This is a genomic window from Corynebacterium sp. CCM 9203 (assembly GCF_041357675.1).
Classification (GTDB): Bacteria; Actinomycetota; Actinomycetes; order Mycobacteriales; family Mycobacteriaceae; genus Corynebacterium.
Genome location: NZ_JAUERY010000003.1, coordinates 262,093 through 285,603, shown reverse-complemented (window position 1 = coordinate 285,603; position 23,511 = coordinate 262,093). Strand labels below are relative to the sequence as shown.

26 protein-coding genes are annotated in these 23,511 nt (G+C 61.3%); 16 read left to right on the top strand and 10 right to left on the bottom strand.

What is annotated here, in order from left to right; translation table 11 throughout:
- Positions 1-20: 20 nt before the first annotated feature.
- The 3 genes from QWU44_RS07980 to QWU44_RS07970 all read right to left on the bottom strand — a co-directional run bounded on the left by QWU44_RS07980 (position 21) and on the right by QWU44_RS07970 (position 2,326).
- A complete protein-coding gene (locus tag QWU44_RS07980) occupies positions 21-860 on the bottom strand; it encodes a formate/nitrite transporter family protein (RefSeq protein ID WP_370915153.1) in 840 nt (279 codons plus the stop codon).
- 173 nt (positions 861-1,033) lie between these two features.
- A complete protein-coding gene (locus tag QWU44_RS07975; RefSeq protein WP_370915152.1) occupies positions 1,034-1,576 on the bottom strand; it encodes a DUF402 domain-containing protein in 543 nt (180 codons plus the stop codon).
- 6 nt (positions 1,577-1,582) lie between these two features.
- On the bottom strand, positions 1,583-2,326 hold the full coding sequence (locus tag QWU44_RS07970) for a hypothetical protein (protein WP_370915151.1): 744 nt from the start codon (positions 2,324-2,326) through the stop codon (positions 1,583-1,585).
- 461 nt (positions 2,327-2,787) lie between these two features.
- Here QWU44_RS07970 and typA point away from each other — a divergent pair, with 461 nt between their 5' ends.
- From typA to QWU44_RS07925, 9 genes are all read left to right on the top strand, one after another.
- On the top strand, positions 2,788-4,701 hold the full coding sequence (gene typA / locus QWU44_RS07965) for a translational GTPase TypA (protein ID WP_370915150.1): 1,914 nt from the start codon (positions 2,788-2,790) through the stop codon (positions 4,699-4,701).
- A 301-nt stretch (positions 4,702-5,002) separates the two neighbouring features.
- Complete coding sequence (locus QWU44_RS07960; protein ID WP_370915149.1) at positions 5,003-6,640, top strand: ABC transporter family substrate-binding protein; 1,638 nt, start codon at positions 5,003-5,005, stop codon at positions 6,638-6,640.
- Positions 6,641-6,647: 7 nt separating this feature from the next.
- A complete protein-coding gene (gene mshB, locus QWU44_RS07955; RefSeq protein WP_370915148.1) occupies positions 6,648-7,571 on the top strand; it encodes an N-acetyl-1-D-myo-inositol-2-amino-2-deoxy-alpha-D-glucopyranoside deacetylase in 924 nt (307 codons plus the stop codon).
- A complete protein-coding gene (locus QWU44_RS07950) occupies positions 7,568-7,978 on the top strand; it encodes a hypothetical protein (protein WP_370915147.1) in 411 nt (136 codons plus the stop codon). Before mshB ends, QWU44_RS07950 begins: the two co-directional genes overlap by 4 nt.
- A 78-nt stretch (positions 7,979-8,056) precedes the next feature.
- Positions 8,057-8,374 carry a ferredoxin gene (fdxA, locus tag QWU44_RS07945; protein WP_198735573.1) on the top strand — a complete coding sequence of 106 codons (318 nt, stop codon included), beginning with the start codon at positions 8,057-8,059 and terminating at the stop codon, positions 8,372-8,374.
- Positions 8,375-8,456: 82 nt separating this feature from the next.
- Positions 8,457-9,572 carry a succinyldiaminopimelate transaminase gene (gene dapC, locus QWU44_RS07940; RefSeq protein ID WP_370915146.1) on the top strand — a complete coding sequence of 372 codons (1,116 nt, stop codon included), beginning with the start codon at positions 8,457-8,459 and terminating at the stop codon, positions 9,570-9,572.
- Entirely contained in the window at positions 9,569-9,763 is a 195-nt protein-coding gene (locus QWU44_RS07935) for a hypothetical protein (protein WP_370915145.1), read from the top strand. Before dapC ends, QWU44_RS07935 begins: the two co-directional genes overlap by 4 nt.
- Before the next feature lie 6 nt (positions 9,764-9,769).
- Positions 9,770-10,402 carry a pseudouridine synthase gene (locus QWU44_RS07930; RefSeq protein WP_370915144.1) on the top strand — a complete coding sequence of 211 codons (633 nt, stop codon included), beginning with the start codon at positions 9,770-9,772 and terminating at the stop codon, positions 10,400-10,402.
- A gap of 193 nt (positions 10,403-10,595) precedes the next feature.
- Entirely contained in the window at positions 10,596-11,156 is a 561-nt protein-coding gene (locus QWU44_RS07925; RefSeq protein ID WP_370915143.1) for a GtrA family protein, read from the top strand.
- On the opposite strand, the gene QWU44_RS07920 is transcribed toward QWU44_RS07925, so the two are convergent.
- The 7 genes from QWU44_RS07920 to QWU44_RS07890 all read right to left on the bottom strand — a co-directional run bounded on the left by QWU44_RS07920 (position 11,157) and on the right by QWU44_RS07890 (position 17,922).
- Positions 11,157-11,645 (bottom strand): hypothetical protein, encoded by a 489-nt coding sequence (locus QWU44_RS07920; protein ID WP_370915142.1) that lies wholly within the window; start codon positions 11,643-11,645, stop codon positions 11,157-11,159. It abuts the gene before it with no gap.
- On the bottom strand, positions 11,642-11,893 hold the full coding sequence (locus tag QWU44_RS07915) for a helix-turn-helix transcriptional regulator (protein ID WP_370915141.1): 252 nt from the start codon (positions 11,891-11,893) through the stop codon (positions 11,642-11,644). The genes QWU44_RS07920 and QWU44_RS07915 overlap by 4 nt, the downstream gene beginning before the upstream one ends.
- 170 nt (positions 11,894-12,063) lie before the next feature.
- Entirely contained in the window at positions 12,064-13,416 is a 1,353-nt protein-coding gene (locus QWU44_RS07910) for an amino acid permease (protein WP_370915365.1), read from the bottom strand.
- 148 nt (positions 13,417-13,564) lie between these two features.
- A complete protein-coding gene (locus tag QWU44_RS07905) occupies positions 13,565-14,167 on the bottom strand; it encodes a GNAT family N-acetyltransferase (protein ID WP_370915140.1) in 603 nt (200 codons plus the stop codon).
- 114 nt (positions 14,168-14,281) lie between these two features.
- Positions 14,282-15,259 (bottom strand): 2,3,4,5-tetrahydropyridine-2,6-dicarboxylate N-succinyltransferase, encoded by a 978-nt coding sequence (dapD, locus tag QWU44_RS07900; protein WP_370915139.1) that lies wholly within the window; start codon positions 15,257-15,259, stop codon positions 14,282-14,284.
- Between the two features lie 88 nt (positions 15,260-15,347).
- A complete protein-coding gene (locus tag QWU44_RS07895) occupies positions 15,348-16,745 on the bottom strand; it encodes an amino acid permease (protein ID WP_370915138.1) in 1,398 nt (465 codons plus the stop codon).
- A gap of 253 nt (positions 16,746-16,998) precedes the next feature.
- The gene (locus QWU44_RS07890; RefSeq protein WP_370915137.1) at positions 16,999-17,922 is read right to left on the bottom strand and encodes a DapH/DapD/GlmU-related protein; all 924 of its coding nucleotides are present in this window, start codon (positions 17,920-17,922) and stop codon (positions 16,999-17,001) included.
- Between the two features lie 125 nt (positions 17,923-18,047).
- On the opposite strand from QWU44_RS07890, the gene dapE reads away from it, so the two are divergent.
- The 7 genes from dapE (at position 18,048) to QWU44_RS07855 (ending at position 23,465) form a co-directional block, all read left to right on the top strand.
- Entirely contained in the window at positions 18,048-19,163 is a 1,116-nt protein-coding gene (dapE, locus tag QWU44_RS07885; RefSeq protein WP_370915136.1) for a succinyl-diaminopimelate desuccinylase, read from the top strand.
- Between the two features lie 123 nt (positions 19,164-19,286).
- The gene (locus tag QWU44_RS07880; RefSeq protein ID WP_370915135.1) at positions 19,287-20,087 is read left to right on the top strand and encodes a TIGR00730 family Rossman fold protein; all 801 of its coding nucleotides are present in this window, start codon (positions 19,287-19,289) and stop codon (positions 20,085-20,087) included.
- Between the two features lie 55 nt (positions 20,088-20,142).
- Entirely contained in the window at positions 20,143-20,955 is an 813-nt protein-coding gene (gene folP / locus QWU44_RS07875; protein ID WP_370915364.1) for a dihydropteroate synthase, read from the top strand.
- Entirely contained in the window at positions 20,952-21,734 is a 783-nt protein-coding gene (locus tag QWU44_RS07870) for a glucosyl-3-phosphoglycerate synthase (RefSeq protein WP_370915134.1), read from the top strand. The genes folP and QWU44_RS07870 overlap by 4 nt, the downstream gene beginning before the upstream one ends.
- A 63-nt stretch (positions 21,735-21,797) precedes the next feature.
- Positions 21,798-22,094, top strand: coding sequence for a cell division protein DivIVA (locus QWU44_RS07865; protein WP_370915133.1), 297 nt, complete (start codon positions 21,798-21,800; stop codon positions 22,092-22,094).
- A gap of 104 nt (positions 22,095-22,198) precedes the next feature.
- A complete protein-coding gene (locus QWU44_RS07860; protein ID WP_198735586.1) occupies positions 22,199-22,366 on the top strand; it encodes a DUF3117 domain-containing protein in 168 nt (55 codons plus the stop codon).
- Between the two features lie 232 nt (positions 22,367-22,598).
- Positions 22,599-23,465: a methyltransferase domain-containing protein gene (locus tag QWU44_RS07855; protein ID WP_370915132.1), complete on the top strand. Its 867-nt coding sequence runs from the start codon at positions 22,599-22,601 to the stop codon at positions 23,463-23,465.
- Positions 23,466-23,511 lie beyond the last annotated feature (46 nt).

Sequence of the window (23,511 nt, the reverse complement as noted above, 5' to 3'; positions counted from 1 at the left end):
GTACCGTTCCGTTGGGAGCTTCAGCGGTCTCCGCTGATGCCGGAGTCGTTCTGTTGTTCGAGGACTACCCGATGTGCCTGTACGAAGCGTAGGGCGGAAACGAGGCCGAGGCCACCGATGAGATTGGCTAGTGCGACCCACCACACGAAGGATAGCCAGTCAGTGATGGTGAGGCCAGAGGCTCCGGTGAACAAACCACCGAAGATGAAAAGGGTATCCAGGATGGAATGGATGATTCCGGTGGCGGAGAGGAGGAACCCGCCGATGGTGCTGGCGATGATCATGGGGACGACTTCGTCGCTGAACTGGTGCATGCGGGTTACCAGGGTGAGGAACATGCCTCCGAGTGCGGCGAGAATGACGTGTTCCGCGTCGAGGGGCATGAGTGCGTAGTGTCTGGCTTTCTCGACCAGATATGGGTGCATGTCGGGGTAAGCGATGACGAGGAGAGCCATGATGATCGCGGCACCGATGATGTTTCCGGTGAAGGTGGAAGCCCAGAATTTGATGAGGCGGTGCAGCGGCATTCTTCCAGCCACGACTGCGGACACCGGGACGAGGAACCCCTCGGTGAACAATTCGGAGTGGGCGAGGAGGATGATGACGAGTCCGATGGCGAAAGCGAGGGAACCGAGCATGTCGCTGCCGGTCGATTCGCTCACGATGTATTCGGCGAGTAACCCGACCCCAACTTCGAGGGAACCCATGATCCCGGTGACGATGAGAGCCGTCAGCGGCCGGGAGAGCCGTTCGGTACCTTCATTGATCTGCTTGATCATCGTCTCCGACAGATTGTCGGTGTCACTGTTCTGCTGGTGGTCGGGTCTGCTGCTTTGGTTCGATTTGTATTCGTCGGACATGGCGGACTCCTCAGCCGGGTGTCGGTGTGCGGCGACACCCCGATGTAGTCAGGGGATAATCAAGGGTATCCAGGGCGGGTAGGTATGTGCCCGGTCCGATGATCCGGCGGATGGGCGGAACGTCAGTGTAGCCAGGCCGTGCGTGGACGTGATAACCGTGTGGAGAGGTTGAGCTACTCCACAGGGGCGAGAGTGATGGTGTCAGGATCAGCCCAGTCCAGGGTGATTCCCAGCCGACTGAGCCAGGCCATGAGGTTGTCGTCGTTCCGGGTTATGCCCTCGACCGCTGTGAGTGTCGTTTCGATAGCTGTCTCGGTGTCCTCGGCGGTGATCAAACCCGCGGAGGCGGCCGCAGCTAGTTCGTCGATGTCGAGTACATCGACGGGGGTACCGGTGACCGAAATCAGGTCGACGTAGAGGTCTCGGGTTCTCCAGATACCAGATGGATCGGTGGTGATTTCCGCGACGTCGACGTAATAGTCCTGGTGAACGTTGATGCCTTCCCGGAAGTGGAAGATGTTGACGCGCAGCCCCAATCCCGGGAGGAGCCAGGTCTCGAGGTATCCGAACCGGGGGTGGTTTGCGCCTCGGGCCATGTATAGACCGAAGTCCGTGATTCGGTAGGTGTCGACCTCACGGATGAATCCCTTCGGGTCGGTGTTCGTACCTCGGTTGAGGTCGAAAATCTCCTGCTTCACGGGATGTAGATCGGTCATCGTCGGCTACCTCACGTCGAAGATGCCGGTGGTCGGAAAGAACCTGCAGGTGGAATCGCCGTTCTCTCCGGTGGTTGTGACACCCCCGTCGAGGACCGCCACGACGGTGCCTGGCCCGGTGTCTGCGGTCCCTGCGATCGTTGCGGGACCGTCCGGATTGATGCCGGTGTATCCGAGGGGAGTGATTCCGGTGCGTAGTGTGCTGATATTCACCCAATGCACCTGCATGGAGTCCTGCTGGTTCTCTGCGACGCGTTCGGTGCCGAGTGCCGTGAAGACGAAGGTTGCGTGTCCCGCGGGGACGCCGGGCAGAGGAAGGTCTGCGGGGCCGGGAACAGCGATGGCGGTACCGGTGGCCCTATTTTCCCCTCCGATGCACTGATCTGCGACGGTGGGCCAACCGAACTGGGCGAAGACCGGTGCATCCTTGGGGATTGGGGCACCCGGTTTGCCGCCCCCCTCGAAGAAACCGACGGCGGCAAGGAGCATTCCACGGATGTTTCCGGGAATGAACTCCAGTGCGGCAAGATCCCGCATCTGCTGGAGGATGTGGGGGGCAGGGCGGCCGAGATGATCGAGTGGCGGTGGTGGCAACTGGGGAAGCCCGGGAACGCTGGAGCCTACCGGGGCGGGGTTGGCGGGGGCGGCTGCTGCGGGCACAGTGGACAGAACAGCGGTGGACAGCAGTAGCGCTGATGTAGTGGCGGCAGCGACGCGGAGGTGGATGGTGCTGCGGGTTTTTTCAGGCACTGTGTCTGGACTCCATCTATCTGGGGGATCGTGGGCGGGGCAGAGGTGAATGGTACGCCAACGGTGCACCGACACGAACGCCGCTCACGTAAATAGCATGCGTAACTTTAGTCACTTTCATTTAGTTTTGCACCAGTGACGCTTGCCTGGGACAGTTATCCGGGAATTGTTGGCGACTACCGGTCTTGTCTGCGGATGGATCGAGAGAGGTTAGAGTTTCTGGAGGGAGGCTGCAACCGTTGGTTCCTGGCTACCGGGTGTGTCGGGGAACGGAAATGTACTGTTACACAACCCCGGAAATTGGGAAGGAAAGGAACGTTGTTAGCGTTACTCCGTACTCGGGGTAAAAACATGAAAAGGTGCGGTTCTGGTCGGGGTGCGGGTACGCTGAACCACCGATTAACCACAACGGCGGGCGCTTCAGTCCCACCGTTCGCATTCCGCCAGGAGAGAAACCACCAGTGAGCACCACAGAGTTCCGTAACGTCGCGATCGTAGCGCACGTCGATCACGGAAAGACCACCCTCGTCGACGCCATGCTGCGTCAGTCCGGCGCCTTCGAGGAACGCGCTGAACCCGTCGATCGCGTGATGGACTCCGGGGACCTGGAGAAAGAAAAAGGAATTACCATCCTGGCCAAGAACACGGCCATCCGTCGCAAAGGTGTCGGTAAGGATGGTGCGGATCTTGTCATCAACGTCATCGACACTCCGGGCCACGCTGACTTTGGTGGTGAGGTCGAGCGCGCCCTGTCCATGGTTGACGGAGTCGTTCTGCTCGTCGATGCTTCTGAAGGACCGCTGCCCCAGACCCGCTTCGTACTGGGTAAGGCACTCGCGGCGAAGATGCCTGTCATCATCGTGGTGAACAAAACGGACCGCCCCGATGCCCGCATTGAAGAGGTCGTGAATGAGAGTCAGGATCTGCTCCTGGAGCTCGCCTCCACCATCGAGGATCCGGAGGCCGCGGAGGCTGCTGAGAGTCTCCTCGATCTTCCCGTACTCTACGCATCGGGTCGTGAAGGAAAAGCGTCGACCGTCAATCCCGGTAACGGCAACGCCCCCGACACCGAGAATCTTCAGGATCTCTTCGACGTTCTTTATGATGTTCTCCCCGAGCCTAGTGCAGACCTGGACGGTCCTCTGCAGGCTCACGTCACCAACCTCGACTCCAGCGCCTTCCTCGGCCGTATCGGCCTGGTCCGCGTGCACGCAGGGAGCTTGAAGAAGGGGCAGCAGGTAGCCTGGATCCACTATGATGCTGAGGGGAACCAGCACACCAAGACGGCCAAGATCGGTGAGCTTCTCCGTACCGTCGGTGTGACCAGGGTTCCTACGGATGAGGTCATCGCCGGTGATATTGCCGCAATCTCGGGCATTGAGGAGATCATGATCGGCGATACCCTGGCGGACCTGGAGAATCCGGTTGCTCTGCCGCGGATCACCGTTGACGAACCTGCCATCGCGATGACCATTGGTGTCAACACGTCACCGATGGCTGGTCGCGGTGGTGGTACCAAGCTCACCGCCCGCGTGGTCAAAGCCCGTCTCGACCAGGAACTCATCGGCAACGTCTCGATCAAGGTTCTGCCGACCGAGCGTCCTGATGCCTGGGAAGTCCAGGGCCGTGGTGAAATGGCGCTCTCGATTCTCGTGGAGACCATGCGTCGTGAGGGCTTTGAGCTGACCGTCGGTAAGCCGCAGGTGGTCACCAGGACCATCGACGGTAAGATCCATGAGCCTTTTGAGCACATGATTATCGACGTCCCCTCGGAGTTCCAGGGTGCGATCACCCAGCTTCTCGCCGCGCGTAAGGGCCAGATGCTGTCCATGGACAACACAGGTACCGACTGGGTTCGCATGGAGTTTTCCGTTCCTGCCCGTGGTCTAATCGGTTTCCGCACCACGTTCATGACGGAAACCCGTGGAACAGGCATCGCCAACCACTACTCCGAGGGATACAAGCCCTGGGCCGGGGAGATCAAGGGCCGAGCTTCCGGTTCTCTCGTCGCGGACCGTACCGGCCAGATCACGGCTTACGCGTTGCAGCAGTTGTCTGATCGTGGCGGTTTCTTCGTCGAACCCGGAACGCAGGCCTACGAGGGTATGGTCGTCGGCGCGAACAACCGTGAGGAGGACATGGACATTAACATCACCCGCGAGAAGAAGCTGACCAACATGCGTTCGGCGAACGCTGATGCCACGGTGACTCTCGCTAAGGCACGCAACCTGACTCTCGATGAGGCCATGGAGTTCTGCGGTCAGGATGAGTGCGTCGAGGTCACTCCGGACATCATCCGTGTCCGTAAGGCTATTCTCAATGCCACTGAGCGCGGTCGTGCGCGCTCCCGTGACAAGCAGCGCAACAAGGGCTGATTTCACAGCATCGCTCACGTGTACCCCGCTTCCGCACCTTCCTGGTGTCTGGAGCGGGGTATCGTCGTATTGCCGGGGTCCCGAGACGTACGGAGACTAGGATGGACATGTGTCTGTTCTCCCGAGATCCATTCCGGTGCCGGTTTCCGCGCCATTCCGGACCGTCCCGGCGGTGGTGCTTGTGCTTTCGCTTGCTCTCACCGCATGTTCGGCTGATGGCCCCACACCGTTGCCCGTCGATACGGCAGCCGGTACTTCGAGTGTTCCTCCAGACCCCCGATTTGAGGAGAGAGGGGAGGAAGTGGCTACCTCATCGCTGGCCTCGGAGATCACCATCGGTATAGACCCCCTCGACGGCGGTTTCAATCCGCACCTTATTTCCGAGGATTCGGCTTTTGTCCGGGCACTCGCTGATCTCGTTCTCCCGAGTACTCACGTCAATGGTAGACCTAACACTGATCTCGTCGAGTCGGTGGATTTTGTGGAACCTTCGGCACCCGGTGTCGCACAGACCGTGAGGTACGTACTGAATCCTGCCGCACAATGGTCGGATGGTGCCCCTATCACGGGTGCCGACTTCAGTTTTCTGAGGGACTCGATGGTATCCACCCCTGGAGTCATCGGGGCCGCAGGATATGAACAGATCAGCGCCATCCGCACATCCGGGGGTGGGCGGACCATCGATGTCGATTTCCGTCGCGGAGTCGCTGACATCAGTGGATTGTTCAACCACCTGCTTCCGAGCCATCTGCTCAGAGACTCCGCTGACGGTTTCACAACGGGGCTGGATCATATTATTCCAGCGGCAGGTGGGCGCTACACCGTGGCTCGGGTCGACCGACAACGTGGTGCGGTGACTCTCGTACGTAACGATCGTTTCTGGGGGCCGGATCCGGCAAAGACCGAGACCCTGAACTTTCGAGAGGTCCGGTCGGTGCAGCAGGGAGTCCAGATGCTGCGTTCCGGTCAAGCGAGCTATTTCGACGTGACACCGGAGGAAACCACGTTCGACGCATTCAGCCTGCTGCCCGAGACTCGCGTGTCGGTCCGCGAACACGAGACCGTACTCGAATTAACCCTATCCGTTACTTCTCCGGTGCTGTCCACAGCCGCGGTCCGTCGGGAACTCGTTGGACTCATCGACCGGAACCAGGTCGCGAGGCTGGCCACGGGGCGTTCCACGAACCTTGTGATCCCGGATTTCCCAGTATCGGAACCAGGGGACATCGGTGCAGGGGATTTCGGAGACGACGGACCCGAGGAGGACCTGAACGGCGATAACAAGTTTTCCTCCGCAGATATCGGGACAGTCGGGCCTACTTTGGAACTCGCCACCCGAAGTACTCCACTCCGCATTGCTGTTGATCCAGCCGATCGAATGGCTACCGCCGCCGCGAACACCATCGTCGACATCCTCCGAAGCAAGGGTATCAACGCCGAAGTTGTACTCGCACCGTTCACCGATATCGCCGGAAAGTTGCTTCCGGCCGGTGACGCAGACGCCGTTGTCGGCCACCAACGCACGACTATGGATCCGGTTACCCTCGCTGACCGGTTTCTGTGTCCGGTCGCGCTCGATCCGGATGATGTGACCGCGTCCACGGGATCCCCCAACGACGTCTCGTCGATGTCGTCCCGGTCTCGAAAGCGGACCTCGATCCGTTCGGGGAATCTCTCTGGGATCTGCTCGAGGAAACTTGACGGTACGCTTCTGTCGATGCTCGCGGGCACCATGAATCCGGAAGATGTGATCCCCGAACTCCGCAGGGTCGAGCAGAGTGAGGTACTCTCCATCCCGCTGGTCACGGAGAACCGTGTTATCGTCCTGGGCCCCGGTATCGTGGTCCCGGATGCGGATATCGAGAACTGGTCCGCGAATCCGGGTGGAATCACCGGCCTCCTGTCCACTGCTGCAGGCTGGACCGCGAAAGAGGAGTAGGGATCTCATGCTGAACAATGACCTCAAAGGGCTTACAGTCCTCGCCGTGCACGCTCATCCTGACGATGAGGCAATCTGGACGGGGGGACTGTTGGCGCAGCTCAGCCGCCGTGGAGCGGCCGTCACTGTCGTCACCTGCACGCTCGGTGAGCAGGGTGAGGTGATCGGAGATCCCTACCGGGGGCTTGTCGCGGATAGCGCTGATCAGCTCGGTGGTTTCCGGATCGCTGAATTGCGGGAATCACTGAACCACCTCGGTGTCCGGGGTGTTCATCTCGGGTCAGCGGGCTGTTGGCGGGATTCTGGGATGGCGGGTGATCCAGCCAACGGGCACCCCAGGGCGTTCATCAACTCGGGGGACACAGCGGTGGAGCAGCTCATCGATCTGATGAGAGAATACCGACCACAGCTCATCGTGACCTACGGACCAGACGGGGGATACGGGCACCCTGACCACATTCGTGCACACGAGATCACCCATGCGGCTGTCGAAGCACTGCTTGCGGAGGAGATTCCGGGAGCTGTGCCACAGCGGATCCTCTGGGCGGTGACTGATCGGGCGGACCAGCGCGCGGGGCTCGACGGTATCTCTCAGATTCCGGACGGCTGGAGCCGCGCCACGGACGGGGAGCTTGCCTCCGTCGATACACATGATCTCACAGTCGTCCTCGATGATGAGTGCCTCGCGGCGAAGAAGGCGGCGATGGCGGCCCATGCGACCCAGATCTGGTTTGCGGACGGGTCGGTGAGTGATGTTAATCCGGTGGCCGCATTCGCGGCGGTATCAGATCCTGCGGTGACTCCCGCAGTATTTGCCTTGAGTAACCTCATCGCGCAGCCGCTCCTCCGGAATGAGCATTACCGGATTGGGTGGGGGGTCGACCCGGTAGTACGGACCCCGGATGTGACTGCCGGACTGGAGTTTCCGTGACTGCCGCCGATTACGGGACCGAGCGGTACATCTATCGCGAGCATACGGTGGGGGAGACGGCCGTCGGGCTTGCCTGGCTATCGCTCGGGGCTCTCCTTTCCGTCCTGCTGGAGGTGGTGTACGTCGGGACACGTATCACCCTGCCGGCGGGACAGATAATCGCATTTCCATTCACTCTTCCCATCGCCTTCGGTTTTACGCTGGTGCTCTCCCGAACAGCATTGTTGTGGACGCAGAACCGTGCCGTCGCGGGAATCCCGCTCGGGGTCTGGCTGGCGGGATACCTCGCTCTGTTGCTCTGGCCGGAGGTGACGGGAGACGTGCTGGTCGCGCAGACGCTCAGTGGTGCAGCGCTTCTTCTCGCGGGCACGATGGGCGGCGGTTGGCCGTTGATACGGGGGAAGTGACACAATGGGGTCCGGCGACGGACCAGCCCCTGTCGTCCGACCACCCGAACCGTTTCCACCTGGAGCAACCGAACCACGATGACCTACGTAATTGCGCAGCCCTGCGTCGACGTCATGGACAAGGCATGTGTCGAAGAATGCCCTGTCGACTGCATCTACGAGGGAAAGCGTTCGCTGTACATCCACCCCGACGAGTGCGTCGACTGTGGTGCCTGCGAGCCCGTGTGCCCGACCGAGGCGATCTTCTACGAGGATGACGTTCCGGACGAGTGGATCGACTACACCGACGCGAACGCCGCGTTCTTCGACGATCTCGGGTCGCCTGGTGGTGCTGCCCGTCTGGGGCAACAGGACTTCGACCCACCGCTGGTGGACAAACTTCCCCCGCAGGCCTGACATCTGGCGGTGAGGGCCCGCGGCGGGGATTCATCTAGCCCGCTGGGCCGTCTTCTGCCCGTGGACGGGTATAAACAGTGGTATGGCATCTCTCACCCGCACTCCTCCCGGCAACGCCCTCCCCGATTTCCCGTGGGACACGATCGCCGATGTGAAGAAGAAGGCTTCGGAGCATCCGGACGGTATTGTCAACCTCTCCGTGGGTACCCCGGTCGACGACGTCGCGGAACCGATCCGCGTCGCGTTGGCGGAGGCGGCCGCTGAACCGGGCTATCCGCAGACGACCGGTACCCCGGAACTGAACCGGTCATTGGTGGAGTCGTTGTCGCGTCGATACAACATGTCTGGACTCGTGGCTGAGGCGGTTCTACCGGTCATCGGTACGAAAGAAGCCATCGCACTGTTACCGATGTTGCTGGGTGTTGGTACGGGCCACACGGTGATCATCCCCGAGGTCGCCTACCCCACCTACGAGGTGGCGGCGCTCATGTCCGGTGCCCGCCCGCAGCGGGCGGATTCTTTGACCCAGATTGGTCCGGCGACACCGACGATGATGTTCATCAATTCCCCGTCTAATCCGACGGGCAAGGTGCTCGGCATCGAGCATCTGCGGAAAGTCGTCGGATGGGCGCAGGAGCGGGGTGTGATCCTGTGCAGCGACGAATGCTACATCGGGTTGGGGTGGGATCCGGAGAATCCGCCACTGTCCATTCTGGATGAGAGGGTCTGCGGTGGCGACCACACCGGTCTCATCGCGATCCATTCGTTGTCGAAGTCCTCGAACATGGCCAGTTACCGCGCCGGTGTTCTCGCCGGGGACAGTGACCTGATCGGTCAGTTACTTGAGGTGCGCAAGCATTGCGGCCTGATGATGCCAGGTCCGATCCAGGCCGCGATGGTGGCCGCGCTCGATGATGACGCCCAGGAAGCGGAGCAAAGGGAACGGTACCGGGAGCGGCGGGACAAACTTCTCGCTGCCCTGACCGGGGCAGGCTTTACCGTGGACAATTCCGAGGCTGGGCTCTACCTCTGGGCCACGCGTGGCGAGGACTGTCGGGCGACCCTCGACTGGTTCGCGCAACGTGGGATACTCGTCGCCCCGGGGGATTTCTACGGTCCCAAGGGAGCGCAGCATGTACGGATGGCTTTGACTGGTACCGATGAGCGTGTCGATGCAGCGGTGGCGCGATTGGCATGAGTCGCTGCCCGCTTCCGGTCATCGACGGGATCTCACCGCGCCGGGTGGTACTGCGTGAAGTCGTTCCGGATGGTCGGACCTATGTGGCCGGTGCCGCTGGGGATTCGTCCTTCAGGTTCGGTGAGATCATTCCCGCGGGTACGGTTCTCGACGGGGCGGTTCCGGCGTGGTTCACCCCCGCGGTCCCGTAGGAGCCGGTGATCCCGTTCACCCACGACGTGCTTGAGCGGACGAACCGGTACGTGGTCGTCGATAAACCGCATTTTCTCCCCGCAACCACAAATGGCCGGGTGATTCGGGAGACGGTGCAGACGAGGTTACGGGTGGAACTGGATAATCCGGACATCGTTCCTCTGCACCGTCTGGATCGGCTCACGGCCGGGGTTTTACTCTGTTCGACGGATCGGAATACGCGGTCGGCTTATCAGTCATTGTTCCAGCACCGGCAGGTGACTAAGACTTATCTGGCTCGCGTGGTGGGTGAACCGCCGTTGGGGGAGGACTGGATCACGGTCGAACTGCCGATGCGGAAGATCTCCGGCGAGCGGGTCGTCCGGGTCATGGACGGTGGTATCCCGACCCGAACCCAGGTTCGCCGAACCGGGGACAGAACCGTTGAGCTGCGGCCCGTCACGGGGCACACGCATCAGCTCCGAGTGTTGCTCGCTCACCTCGGGTGTCCGATCGTGGGCGATGATACCTACCCAGTGGACAGAGGTCTGGATCTCCGGGACTTCACCGAACCGTTGGGGCTGGTGGCCACCCGCCTGCAGGTAACTGATCCGATCGACGGGCGATCCCGCGACTGGCGGAGTACGCGGCGGCCGTAAACCGTACCGGTGGTGATGATCGCCACTCGAGCACGGGTATCGACCCTCTGAATGCGGACGAGGCGGGTTCGCCGACGTAGAATATTCTATCTGGTGGGCAGCCCCGTAGTCTGAGGTGCCCCCGGGCCGTGCCGATGGACGGACAGCGTGCCCCTACCGTTGTACAGGATCGATAAGGACATCCGCATACACCATGAAGCCAACCATCGGCCACTACACCAATAGTCTCCGTCAGTTCCTGAAATTCGGGATTGTCGGTGGATCAGGCGTGGTGGTGAATCTTTTCGCCGTTGCGATGAGCAAGAAGATCGCCTGGTGGTGGCACGGGATCACCGAACATGAACCCTTCCTGAATCTCCTCGGAACTCAGTACAACATCCGCTGGTACCACGTGTTCTTCACCATCGCTTTCCTGGTTGCCAATGTGTGGAACTTCCAGTTGAACAGGTCGTGGACGTTCCGTTCATCCACACATCTGAGCTGGTTCCGGGAGTTCATCCCCTTTCTTCTCACTGGCATGATCGCCCTGGTGGTGAGCCTGGTTGTGGTGACGGCCCTGATGAATCCGGAATCACCGTTCGCGTTGCCCGCGCACATCTTCGATGATTCCACCGGGTTCCGGACCCGCTTTTACTGGGCCACGCTGATCTCGATCATGGTGGCGATGCCGGTGAACTTCGTCATCAACAAGTTCTGGACGTTCCGCTCGAGTCGGGTCGTCATCGCCCGTGACCCCGTGGTCCCGGAACCCTGATCAGTCGGATCCCAGTCGCGCATCGATTCGCCGGATGTCCCGCAGACGTGCGCGGCGGATCAACCTGGGGCCCGCAACGAACATCGCGACGAGTCCGCCACAGGCGCCGACGATCAATCCGTGGTGCCAGTCTGCGCCCCACTCCGGACCGTTCCGCCAGATTCCGGCCAACCAGAATGCGGTGAGGACACCCGTCAGTGCGATCACCCATGCCGGTGGCCGCAGCGGTGCGGGGCGGGGTACCCGGCCGGTCAACCATGCGTTGGCGATCAGCTCGGAGCCGGCGAACGGGAGTACGGCGAGAAAGGACAGCAGCGCATATCCGGGTGGGAGGGCCCAAGCGAGAACACCCGCCGTGAGTACGGATAGCTGACCGCAGAGTATCCGTCCCAGTGTCTGCGACCTGTGGAACGTCCGGATCTGGAATTCGTCCTCGAACTGGTTCTCCGACCAGCGGATCACCTCGTCCAGGTGGCGGGTGGCGGTCATCGTCGGTTCCTTTCGTGGGTGATGGTGGGGGCGGCCATAGCTTGCTCGGTACCGAAAACCTGCTCGACGGTGGTGCCCAGTTCGCGGCAGATCGCCAGCGCCAGATGCACGGACGGGGAGTAGTTTCCCTTCTCGATGTTCGCGATCGTCTGCCTGGTGACGCCTACCCGCTCTGCGAGCTCCGCCTGGGACAGTTCCGCCCATCGGCGGAGTTTGCGCACCAGATTTTCCGTTGTGTCCGGTTCCATGGCCATAATGTAAAGAATACTTACTTTCTAGTCAATATAACTTTACTCAGTGGCGGGGGAAACACGGCCCGCAAGGGTGAATCAGAGAGTCCGTCCCCCGTCCCCCGTACGGGAGCGGTAGGACGGACGGCTACCTGTACCGCCGGGTCGGGGGAAATGGGGCCGTGGACCTACCTCAGCCCGCGGTCCTCACCGGGCAACAGCGCCTTCTGCCACGGACTGACACCACGAATCCGCGAGTTGGCCAGGGCCGCGATGAACAGCAGGAGGAACATGCCGGCCCCGGACATCAACTGGATGCGTGCACCCGCGTCCGCGAGCATCAGCAGCCCGAGGGCGACGAGCACGGCGAGGGTCGCCCACGTGCACACGGGCCAGGCCCACATCCGGATCGGCAGCTCCGACACCCGCTCCAGTCGGCGCCGGAGTTTCAGCTCGGAGACGGTGATGAACCCCCAGACGATGAGCAGGGAACCTCCTGCCGCGTTGAGCATGAACCCGAGCAACCAACCCGTGTCCGCGAAATTCAGCACCACCATCACGGTGGCGAGGATGATCGACAAGATGATGGCCGGGACAGGGACCTTTCTGGGATTCACCCGGGAGAAAATCGCCGGAGCGTCACCGCGCTGGGCCAACGAGAACATCATCCGGGATGAGGCGAACAGTTGGGCGTTGAACGCGGAGAGCAGTGCGAGCACGATCAGCGTCTCCATCAGTCCCACGACCCCGGGTATTCCGGCGAGCCCCAGAACGAGGGCGAATGGGCTGTCCGCCGCGGTGTCGGCCGCCCCGAGGGTGGAGTAGGGCAGGAGGAAGGTGATCACCAGAACACTGCCCAGGTAGAACACGCTGATCCTCGTGATCGTCGTGCGCACGGCGTTGACCAATGATCTGCCGGGATCCTCGGATTCGGCGGCAGCGATGGCGACTACCTCGATGCCACCGAAGGCGAAGGCCACGGCGAGCATGCCCGCGGCGACTCCGCCGAGACCGTTCGGCATGAACCCGTCCGCCGTGAACACCGAGGACCCGATGTACGGGTGCCCCGGGAGCAGGCCGAAGATGAGAAGGAACCCGATGACCAGGAATCCGGCGAGCGCGAGCACCTTGATTAGTGCGAACCAGAACTCGAACTCACCGAAGGCCCGGACACGCAGAAGGTTGACCACCCCGAAAAAGACGACGAAGACCAGAGCCGGAACCCATTGCGGGATCGACAACCAGGAACCGATGATCGCCGCGGCCCCGGTCATCTCGGCGCCGAGGACGGCGACGGTCGCGAGCCAGTAGATCCAGCCCTGGGTGAAACCGGCCCACCGGCCGATACCGAGCTCCGCATACTCGGAGAACGAACCGGAGGCAGGCACCACCGACCCCATCTCGCCGAGCATCCGCATCACCATCACGGCGATCGCCCCAGCGGCGATGTAGGCCAGCAGCACGGCCGGCCCGGCAGCCCTGATCCCGACGCCGGTTCCGAGGAACAGTCCCGCCCCGATGGTCGAGCCGAGGCCCATCATCGTTAAATGACGGACCTTCAGACCGGATCCTAGATTGGTGGTGGTCGTACTCACGGCGGTGCCATCTCCTGCTGGGTGTCGGCTGTGAAAAAGGGCCCAGAAGAAGAGTACGCCGTGGAGCGTACCGATTGAACACCAGGCAGGGTTTTCAGTTCAGGGGCGTATGGCGCCTGATCCGGTCATTGAGTCGGGCCCGGATCACCGGCCATTCATGCGCGAGCGCGGAGTACAGGACCGCGTCATCAAGTACCCCGTTGCGGAGTCTCACGTGTGAACGGAGTATTCCGTCGCACTTGAGTCCCAGACGCTCGATGGCGGCCCGCGACGTGGTGTTGGAGAACTTCGTCCGGATGCCCACCCGTGCACAGTTCAACTCGTCGAAGGCGTAACCCAGCATGAGGAGCTTCGCCTCTGGGTTTGCTCCGCTGCCCTGGGCCGCGGAACGCAGCCATGTGTATCCGATCTCCACCCGTGGAACCCTCGGATCGAGATCGTAGTAACAGGTCACGCCGAATGCGGTGCCGTCGACCGCAGAACGGATGATGAACGGCACCATGGTCCCGTCAGCGGCATGGTTCAGTTTGACCGTGATGTCGTTGGCCATGTCATCGGGTGCGGGTGTGGAGGTCCACCACTCGTGATGCAGATTGCCGTCTAGGACGGCTTCCGAGAGCTCAGGTGCATCATCGAGGCTTAGTGGAGCTAACTCGATGATGCGGCCGGTGAGCGTGGGCGAGGAAAACCAGGGCATTGGGTTGGCCTTTTCTTCCATTAGGACCCGAAAACGGGAGACGTAGGGGATCCGTGGAAGAGAACACCCGTTCCGGTGAACCCCGACGATGGTTAATCCCCCAACCGGTGAAAACTAGTTGGCATGTAGGTCGGCGTTGAGTTCGACCTGCGCGGAACCCCATGCGGTAGCCTCGACCGCGCCGGTTAGCGAGTTACGGCGGAACAGGATGTTCGATGCTCCGGACAATTCGACAGCTTTCACGGAGTTACCGTCGGCGACCCCGGCGGCTACCGCTACATCGCCGAGAACCTTTACCTTGGTTCCTGCGGTGACGTAGAGGCCGGCTTCGATGACGCAGTCATCTCCGAGAGAGATGCCGCAGCCCGCATTCGCACCCAGAAGACAACGTTCGCCCAGGGAAATCACCTGTTTGCCACCACCCGACAGGGTTCCCATGATCGAGGCGCCACCTCCGATATCTGTTCCGTCGCCGACGACAACCCCGGCTGAGATTCGGCCTTCGACCATCGATGCACCGAGAGTACCGGCGTTGAAATTGACGAAGCCCTCATGCATGACGGTCGTGCCCTCCGCGAGATGTGCCCCCATACGGACCCGGTCGGCGTCACCGATACGGACACCGGTGGGTACGACGTAGTCGATCATCCGGGGGAACTTGTCCACCAGGTAGACGTTGACCTGGCCACGGCGAGAGAGCTTTGCCCGGGTGACCTCGAAATCAGTTACTGGGCACGGACCGAAGTTGGTCCAAACGACGTTGGTCAGGAGACCGAAGACCCCATCCATGTTGAGCCCGTGGGGACGGACCTTACGGGTGGAGAGCAGATGGAGACGCAGGTACACGTCATAGGCGTCGGCCGGGGCAGCGTCCAGGTCCGCGATGACGGTGCGGATACCGATCCGCTCGACGTTACGATCATCATCGGTACCCGTGAGTGAAGCAAGATGATCCGGGAGTTCGTTCACGTCGAGACGGGTCGTACCGGTGGTCTGATCGGTGTCAGTGAGTTCAGGGGCGGGGAACCAGCAATCGAGAACGGTTCCATCGTGCTCGATTGTGGCGAGTCCTGTGGCGATAGCTGAAGTCATGGATTACAACCTACCGGATACCATGATGGCCGTAGTCTCTGCCCGGGTTGCGGACGCTACGGCCATCGTGGTGTGGAAAGGTGATGCGCTATTTCAGATCGCGGGCTTTCGCTGCTTTAGCGGTCTTCGCTCCCGGGGCAATAAACGAGAGGCCTACAAGCACGGCGAACACGAGGATGACCGAGAGGACCTGGTACCTTGCGGAATCGTCGGAGAGCATGAGCAGTGTGAGGATGACGAGCATCGCGAGGGTGATCCATCCGAGCCACGGAAAGCCCCACATGCGGACAGAGAGTTCACCGTTACGTTCCATCTGCGGGTGCAGCTTCATGTAGCTCAGGATCGTGAATGCCCAAATCAGCAACAGCGAGCCACCCACGGCGTTGAACAAGAACTCAAGGAGACCCGCAGGGTTCCAGTACTGCAGAGCGACGGAGACAAACGCAAAGAACATGCTAAGCAGGACCGCATTCATCGGGACGCCGTCTTTGTTAGTACGACCGAGGCGCTGCGGGGCGTTGCCACGTGTAGCCAGGGAATATGCGAATCGGGACGTTCCGTAGATCTGGGCGTTGAAGGCACTCAGTAGGGCGAGCACGATGACGAGTTCCATGATGCCGACAATGCCGGGGACATGGGCCATCTCAAGAACCCGTGTGAAGGGTGATTCGGCGGCCGAATCGGCACCGCTGATCTCGTCGTACGGGAGTAGGAAAGTGATCACCAGGACGGCGCCTAGGTAGAAAACCACGATGCGCCAGATGACCGAGCGGACGGCGGTAGCGATGTTACGGGCCGGGTTGTCTGACTCCGCCGCTGCGATAGTGACGATCTCGATCCCACCAAAAGCGAAGGCAACGGCGAGCAGACCCGCCGCGACACCGGAGATTCCATTCGGCATGAAGCCGTGTTCACCGATGAAATTGTCGAAGCCGACCGATTCACTCCCAGGGAACAGACCGAAGATCAGCAGGGCCCCGATGGCGAGGAAGACGATGATGACCGCAACCTTGATGAAGGCGAACCAGAACTCGAACTCACCGAACCCGGAGACCTTCCAGAGATTGATGACGGCGAAGATAACCACGCAGACAAGAGCCGGGATCCAGGGATCTACGCCGAACCACTGTGACATGATTCCTGCGGCACCAGTCATCTCCGCCCCCATCACCATCACGAGTAGATACCAGTACAACCAACCGGTAGAGAATCCTGCCCAGTGGCCGAATGCCATTTCGGAGTAATTAGAGAATGAACCGGAGGCTGGGCGGGCCGCGGCCATCTCGCCGAGCATCTGCATCACGAACACCACCATGATGCCGGCGAAGATGTAGGCGAGCAGAACCGCGGGGCCCGCGATCTGGATACCCACACCGGTGCCAAGGAATAGCCCCGCACCGATTGCGGAACCCAGCCCCATCATGGTCAGATGTCGTGTCTTCAGTCCGGAGCCGAGTTCGGTCCCCGCTGCTTCAGTGATTGTCATAAGTAAACAATAACCGGTGCTTCCCCTGTGTAAATGCTTAAAACCCCCGGAAATTCCGTTGCTGTACCCTCATCGGGTCTGCGAGGTGGTTATGAGGGGCCCCATATCGGTCCGGCTGGCGCTGTGTGGTGCGCGTTTTCCGTGAGGTTCTGTCTGACTCGGAGTTGTACGCACTGCGTGGACCCTGACGGCACCCGGGGGTGATGTTGCTTCCCCTCCCACTCCCTCACGAATGGAACCGCGACGGCCCCGTTCAGCGTCGTGCGACTGGTTCCGCAGAACCAGGTTCACGGTCGATGTGCCAGCCGGACTGACCACTGAGCATCGTCGCCGGTGCGGTTTCACCGCTGTGCGGGAAACGGAGGGTCGTTGAACGATCGATGACGACGTTGTTGCCGATGACGCAGTCATCTCCGAGATCGATGCCGATCACTCCGGCACCGACACCGATTCGACAGTTCGCTCCCACGCGAACCGGACGGGGTGTGTCGGTACCACTCGCGTCGTCTGTTAGAACCGTCGCAGAGAGGCTGACGTGTGTCCCGGCCCCCACGACACTGCCTGCGGACAGAAGTCCTTCGATGTGTGCGGGCCCCACGGAACCTGAGTTGTAGGACACGAAGCCTTCTCGTAGCACTTCAGTCCCCTCGGCGAGGTGGGCTCCCAGTCGGACCCGCTCAGCCTCCGCGATCCGGACTCCGGTCGGAACGACGTAATCCACCATTCGGGGGAGGATGTCGATCGCGTAGACGTGAATCAACCCCCGGGAGCGCAGTGAGGTGCGAACGAACTCAAAATTCTTCGGCAGACAGGGTCCCTTGTTCGTCCACACCACGGTGGCTAGAAGTGATTCAAGTCCGTCGAGGTTTGCGTCGTGTGGGCGTATCAGTCGGTGGCTCAGCAGATGTAGGCGCAGGTAGACGTCGTGGGCGTCGGTCGGTGGTGCTGACAGGTCGGGAATGACCGTGCGGACTGCCACCTGCTCGACCATCCGGTCTTCATCGAGCTTGACTAATGACAGGAGCCTACGGCTCAATTTCGATGCCCCGAGCCGGATCGTCCCTCTGTCGGCCGGAGGGATGACGGTGAGTTCCGGTTGTGGATACCAGGTGTCCAGAACCGTGCCGTCCATGGCGATGTTGGCGATACCGACTGCGCTTGCTCCCGAAGTAATCATCTCCTTCAGTTTAGCTGGTTCCCTCCGTGACACCAGTCTTGCTGTCTGACAGGAACCCCCGGCGGATGAGCATGGTTTCTGGTACCGGAAACAGCGTGATGCCCGTTGGGCACTAGGGTGGTGGCGTGACCGACTTCAAACTGGACCTGACCGCCGATCCCGTCGACCTGACAGCCCGGCTCGTCGACATCGCCAGCCCTTCGCATCACGAGGAGAACATCGCCGACGCCATTGAGTCCGCCCTCCGGGATCTTGCGGAGGGCACCGGAATTGAGGTTCTCCGCTACCGGAACAACGTTCTCGCCCGCACCAACCGGGGGCTGCCCGGCCGGGTGATCTTAGCCGGGCACATTGACACCGTTCCGATCGCCGACAACGTACCCTCCAAGCGCGGCGTCGACGATCAGGGACGTGACACTCTGTTCGGATGCGGCACCGTTGATATGAAGAGTGGGGACGCCGTGTTCCTCAACGCTTTCGCCTTACTTGCGGAGAGCCCTGACCTCTCCCGTGACCTGACCCTGATCTGCTACGAGTGTGAGGAGATCGCCTCGGAATTCAACGGCCTCACCCACTTGGTCAGAGAACACCCGGAGTGGCTCGCCGGCGACGTTGCCATCCTCGGTGAACCGTCGGGAGCTGTCATCGAGGCAGGGTGCCAGGGGTCCATCCGACTGAAGATCACCGCGCATGGAACCCGGGCTCACTCAGCGAGGTCCTGGCTCGGTGTCAACGCGATGCATCTTTTCGCTCCGGTGATCACTCGTATCGCTGACTACCAGCCGGATGAGGTGCACATTGACGGCTGCACCTACCGTGAGGGAATCAACATCGTGCGGTGTGAATCCTTTGTCGCCACTAATACCATCCCCGACGAGGCGCTGCTCTACGTAAACTACCGCTTCGCACCGGACAAGACCGTCGATGAAGCGATGGGCCATCTCAATGAAGTTCTCGGCGTTGATGGGGATAGCCGATTCACCGTGGACATCGACGACATCTCTCCGGGGGCGCTCCCGGGGCTTGGCAAGCCGGCTGCTGCGGAACTTGTCCGGGCGACAGGGGGACAATTCCGCGCGAAATTCGGGTGGACTGATGTCGCGCGTTTCGCGGAGCTCGGGATCCCCGCTGTGAATTTCGGTCCTGGGGATCCGTCGTTCTGCCACAAGCGGGATGAACAGTGTCCCGTTCACATGATCACGGAGGTCTCAGAAACGCTCCTGGCTTATCTTCACCGGTGACCATGGACACCGGCGACTTGGTTGCGGTACTCCCGGATCGCCGGTCCGCAACCGGATCACCTGCCGGAGGTTACCCTCGTGAGGACAGGGCCGACAGAGATATGACACGACTGAAGGATACCGATGAGCGAGAAAACGAAGGATCAGAGCCGCTACATGCGTGGACCTGTGCTGGTGCGGCACGGTGGGAAGCAGGACTCCACGACCGATCAACGACTCTTGGACACCCAGAAATCGACCGATTGGCTGCATGAGGATCCGTGGCGGGTGCTGCGCATACAGAGCGAGTTCGTTAATGGCTTCGGTGCCCTGGCGGAAATGCCCCCCGCAGTCACGGTGTTTGGTTCCGCACGCCAATCCGAAGGCACGGGATACTACGATCTCGGCCGGGAACTCGGTACACGGCTGGCTGAGGCTGATTACGCCGTGATCACCGGCGGTGGGCCAGGGCTGATGGAGGCCGGAAACCGGGGGGCGACCGAGGGAGGTGGGCTGAGCGTCGGGTTGGGGATTGAGCTACCTCACGAGGAACGGCTCAACCCCTATATCGATCTCGGGATCAATTTCCGGTATTTTTTCGTCCGCAAGACGATGTTCCTGAAGTATAGCCAGGCCTTCGTTTGCTTGCCGGGTGGATTCGGTACGCTCGACGAGCTCTTCGAGGCGCTCTGCCTGGTCCAGACCGGCAAGATCACGAACTATCCGATCGTGTTACTGGGCACCTCTTTCTGGTCTGGACTGGTCGGCTGGATCCGGGAACAACTGCTTGTCAACGGCATGATCTCACCAGAGGACCTGGATTTGATCATGGTGACGGATTCCCCAGAGGAGGCTGTCGACCACATTCGTCGAGCCCATCAGGGTCTGGTACGGGACGCCGAGGAAAATTCTGCCCGTGATGCTGATGCTGAATCGCGGATGTAACGGGGTGCGTCCCGGTCATCCTGGTTACGGGCGGGCGGATTCTCTTCCGACCGTCATGGCCATCATCAATAGGACCCCTGATTCCTTCTACGATCGTGGCGCGACCTTCGCCCTTGATGATGCTGTTGCCCGTGTCGATGCCGCGGTGGCGGACGGCGCCACGATCATCGATGTCGGTGGAGTCAAAGCAGGACCTGGTCACGTCGTCGACGAAGCCGAGGAAATTGATCGCGTCATTCCCCTCATCGCAGCCGCCGCTCACAGGCATCCCGGTGTGACTGTGTCAGTGGACACGTGGCGGGCTGGGGTCGCGGATGCCGCGATCACCGCCGGTGCGCGTCTGGTCAACGACACCTGGGCCGGGCATGATCCGGAACTTGTTGAGGTCGCGGGAGCGCATCGTGTCGGTTATGTCTGTTCCCACACCGGCGGCGCCGTTCCCCGGACCCGGCCGCATCGTGTGCACTATGATGATGTCGTCGCAGCGGTGATCTCCGAGACGACCACACTTGCGGAACGAGCCGTCGCGTGCGGAGTCCCCGAGGATCTCGTGTTGATTGACCCAACTCACGATTTCGGCAAGAACACCTATCACGGACTTGAACTTCTCCGCCGCGTCGACGAGCTCGTCAGTACCGGTTGGCCGGTGCTGATGGCGCTCTCCAACAAGGATTTCATCGGGGAGACTGTGGGACGACCATTGGAGAGTCGGGTTGCGGGCACACTCGCGGCGACGGCCTGGGCGGCGGCACGTGGTGTGGCGGCCTTCCGTGTTCACGAGGTGGCGGATACGGTGGACGTCCTCCGGATGACAGCGGCGATTAAGGGGGATGTTCCACCGGTCGCTGCGGTTCGAGGTCTCGCGTGACCGGGTTTCCCGTGGAGTACGTGAGTGTGGTCATCCCAGCACTCAACGAGGAGGAGACCGTGGCTGACGTCGTTGCTGCGGTGTCGGCGGACGCGCCGGGGGAGATCCTGGTGATCGACTCAGGTTCGACCGATCGGACCATCGCCCGGGCCAGGGAAGCCGGGGCGATGGTATTGACCCGGGAAGCGGCGTTACCTGATGTGGCGGTCCGTCCGGGTAAAGGCGAGGTGCTGTGGCGGGGAACAGCCGCGGCGCGGGGCTCCGTCGTGGTGTTCATCGACGCTGACCTCGTCGATCCGGTTCCGGGTATGGTCCGGGCGCTGTGTGCACCCTTTGTCGATTCGCGTGTCCAGCTCGTCAAGGGGGATCATCGTCGTCCCCTCGGAGATGATGATGACGGCGGTGGGCGGGTGACGACGTTGACGGCCCGCCCCCTGCTCAGGGCATTGAATCCGGAGCTCGTGCATATTCGTCAGCCACTGACCGGGGAGTATGCGATACGGCGTTCTACCGCGGTGGAGTTACCGTTCGTCTCGGGTTGGGGGGTGGAAGCGGGACTGCTTCTCGATGTCTCCGCCAGATTTGGTCCAGACTCCGTAACCTCCGTTGATCTCGGAGTGCGGAGACACCGCAACAAATCCACGGGAGATCTTGAACCTGTCGCTGATGCGGTTGTCGCCACGATTCTGTCCCGAAACGGGGTTATTCCTGGACACGGGTGTATCGTCCCGGAGCGTCCTCCGTTGTCGACGCTGCATCATGGCACCGTCGACGGGTAGCCTTGTTCGCGTTGAGGCTGACCGACTATCGCGGATGGAGATCGTCTGCTAGGAGTTGTTATCGTGCTTACCTGGATCATCTACATCTGTGTACTGCTCGTGCTCGTCGTCGTATTCACTGTGGTGTTCGGGGTGTTGTTCGGACGGGGAGAGAGTCTCCCTCCGCTCGATGAACAGCTTCCTGACATAGGTGCAGCCAACGACTCGGCGGTGTGGGCCGACCGGCCGGAGGACATCCGTCTCCCGGTGACGCTCCGGGGTTATCGTATGGAGGAGGTTGATCGGCTGGTGGCGACCTACGAGGAAAAGATTGCGGCGCTGCGTTCCGAACTCAACCGGTGCCATGGGAAAGGTGCCTGATTCCAGCCGGTGTGGGCTGTTCCCCGGGACCGTTGTCCTGAAAAAAGACTAGGCTGGAAGGCGATACTTCTTAAAACACAAGCTTGTGAAGGAGCTGGGACGTAATGGCAGCTATGAAGCCCCGGACGGGTAACGGTCCGATGGAAGCCGCGGAAGAGGGGCGCAAGATTGTGATGCGTATCCCCACCGATGGTGGCGGACGTCTCGTGGTGGAACTCAACAAGGAGGAGGCTGCGGAGCTCGGCGCTCTGCTCGTCGAGGCCGCGGGTTGATCCGGCTCATCTTGTTACCCCGGGCCGTCCCTGACATCTTCACGGGACGGTCTTCTTTTAACATTCCTGGGGTATCGCTCAGGAGCCGTTGACCACCCCACTGATCGACCGCCTCTTGCGGTACTACGGGTATCATGAACCGCGCTGAACGGCTGTTCCCCCATCATTCCGGCCTGCCAGCGGGAACCCCCGTCGGCGGTTCCCCTCACCAACGGTAAGGAGTTTTCCAGACGTGCTCACAGATGTCTCCGATGTCCTGGCGGATCCAGTCGATGGAAGTCCGTTGACCCTTGACAGCGACCGTTCCCGGTTCGGCAGTCCCTCGGGGCGCTACTACGGCATCGCCGGTTCGGGGTACGTGACGTTGATGATCGATGGCGTTCATGCAGATCGTGCCGATGACGACGGAATGGTCACCGCCCGAGAGACATTCCTCTCCCGGGGACATTACGCACCCTTCGTTGAAGCGGTGACAGGTGCTGTGCAACTCGCGCTCGATGATGCCGGGGTCACCGATGACGCGCATCCGGTTGTCTGCGAGATCGGAGCGGGCACCGGATATTATCTCTCGCATACGCTTGATGATGTCGAGGGGGCGCGCGGTGTGGGGATAGATCTTTCGGTTCCCGCAGCGGAACGTCTCGCTGCATGCCATCCTCGTGTCGGAGCTGTCGTGGCTGATGTACGGCGCAGACTACCGCTACGGGATTCCTCGGTGGATGTTCTGACCGTTGTCTTCGCGCCTTCTAACCCCGCGGAGTTCGCCCGTGTGCTCAAACCCGGTGGTCAGGTGGTGGTTCTCACTGCGGAGGTGGGACATCTCTCGGAGCTGCGGGAGCCGCTCGGTATTCTTGATGTTCCGGAGGGGGAGACTGAGAAAGCGATTGAACAGGCAGCGGAGTGGTTCGACACGGTCTGTGAGCCGGAGCTGGTTGAATTCACCATGCGCCTCGATCAGGAGTCCATTGCGACGCAGACGGGGATGAGCCCGTCGGCCCGCCATATCCCGGCTGATGTACTGGCAGAGCGTGCTGCGCGCATCCCGGAGCACATGACGCTCACTGCGCGTGCGACGATCACCCGTCTTCAGTTGCGCTGACGCCTACCGACGATTGAGGGGCGGCCCAGTAAAAGGGGGCCGCCCC

What these genes read in the sequence shown, in the direction of transcription:
- QWU44_RS07915 (WP_370915141.1), bottom strand. Translation starts at nt 11,893, where the DNA reads ATGGAACCGGACACAACGGAAAATCTGGTGCGCAAACTCCGCCGATGG.
- dapD (WP_370915139.1), bottom strand. Translation starts at nt 15,259, where the DNA reads ATGACTTCAGCTATCGCCACAGGACTCGCCACAATCGAGCACGATGGA.
- QWU44_RS07895 (WP_370915138.1), bottom strand. Translation starts at nt 16,745, where the DNA reads ATGACAATCACTGAAGCAGCGGGGACCGAACTCGGCTCCGGACTGAAG.
- fdxA (WP_198735573.1), top strand. Translation starts at nt 8,057, where the DNA reads ATGACCTACGTAATTGCGCAGCCCTGCGTCGACGTCATGGACAAGGCA.
- folP (WP_370915364.1), top strand. Translation starts at nt 20,143, where the DNA reads ATGGCCATCATCAATAGGACCCCTGATTCCTTCTACGATCGTGGCGCG.
- mshB (WP_370915148.1), top strand. Translation starts at nt 6,648, where the DNA reads ATGCTGAACAATGACCTCAAAGGGCTTACAGTCCTCGCCGTGCACGCT.
- QWU44_RS07860 (WP_198735586.1), top strand. Translation starts at nt 22,199, where the DNA reads ATGGCAGCTATGAAGCCCCGGACGGGTAACGGTCCGATGGAAGCCGCG.
- QWU44_RS07920 (WP_370915142.1), bottom strand. Translation starts at nt 11,645, where the DNA reads ATGACCGCCACCCGCCACCTGGACGAGGTGATCCGCTGGTCGGAGAAC.
- QWU44_RS07980 (WP_370915153.1), bottom strand. Translation starts at nt 860, where the DNA reads ATGTCCGACGAATACAAATCGAACCAAAGCAGCAGACCCGACCACCAG.
- dapC (WP_370915146.1), top strand. Translation starts at nt 8,457, where the DNA reads ATGGCATCTCTCACCCGCACTCCTCCCGGCAACGCCCTCCCCGATTTC.
- QWU44_RS07880 (WP_370915135.1), top strand. Translation starts at nt 19,287, where the DNA reads ATGAGCGAGAAAACGAAGGATCAGAGCCGCTACATGCGTGGACCTGTG.
- QWU44_RS07890 (WP_370915137.1), bottom strand. Translation starts at nt 17,922, where the DNA reads ATGATTACTTCGGGAGCAAGCGCAGTCGGTATCGCCAACATCGCCATG.
- QWU44_RS07905 (WP_370915140.1), bottom strand. Translation starts at nt 14,167, where the DNA reads ATGCCCTGGTTTTCCTCGCCCACGCTCACCGGCCGCATCATCGAGTTA.
- QWU44_RS07925 (WP_370915143.1), top strand. Translation starts at nt 10,596, where the DNA reads ATGAAGCCAACCATCGGCCACTACACCAATAGTCTCCGTCAGTTCCTG.
- QWU44_RS07935 (WP_370915145.1), top strand. Translation starts at nt 9,569, where the DNA reads ATGAGTCGCTGCCCGCTTCCGGTCATCGACGGGATCTCACCGCGCCGG.
- QWU44_RS07910 (WP_370915365.1), bottom strand. Translation starts at nt 13,416, where the DNA reads ATGATGGGCCTCGGCTCGACCATCGGGGCGGGACTGTTCCTCGGAACC.
- QWU44_RS07975 (WP_370915152.1), bottom strand. Translation starts at nt 1,576, where the DNA reads ATGACCGATCTACATCCCGTGAAGCAGGAGATTTTCGACCTCAACCGA.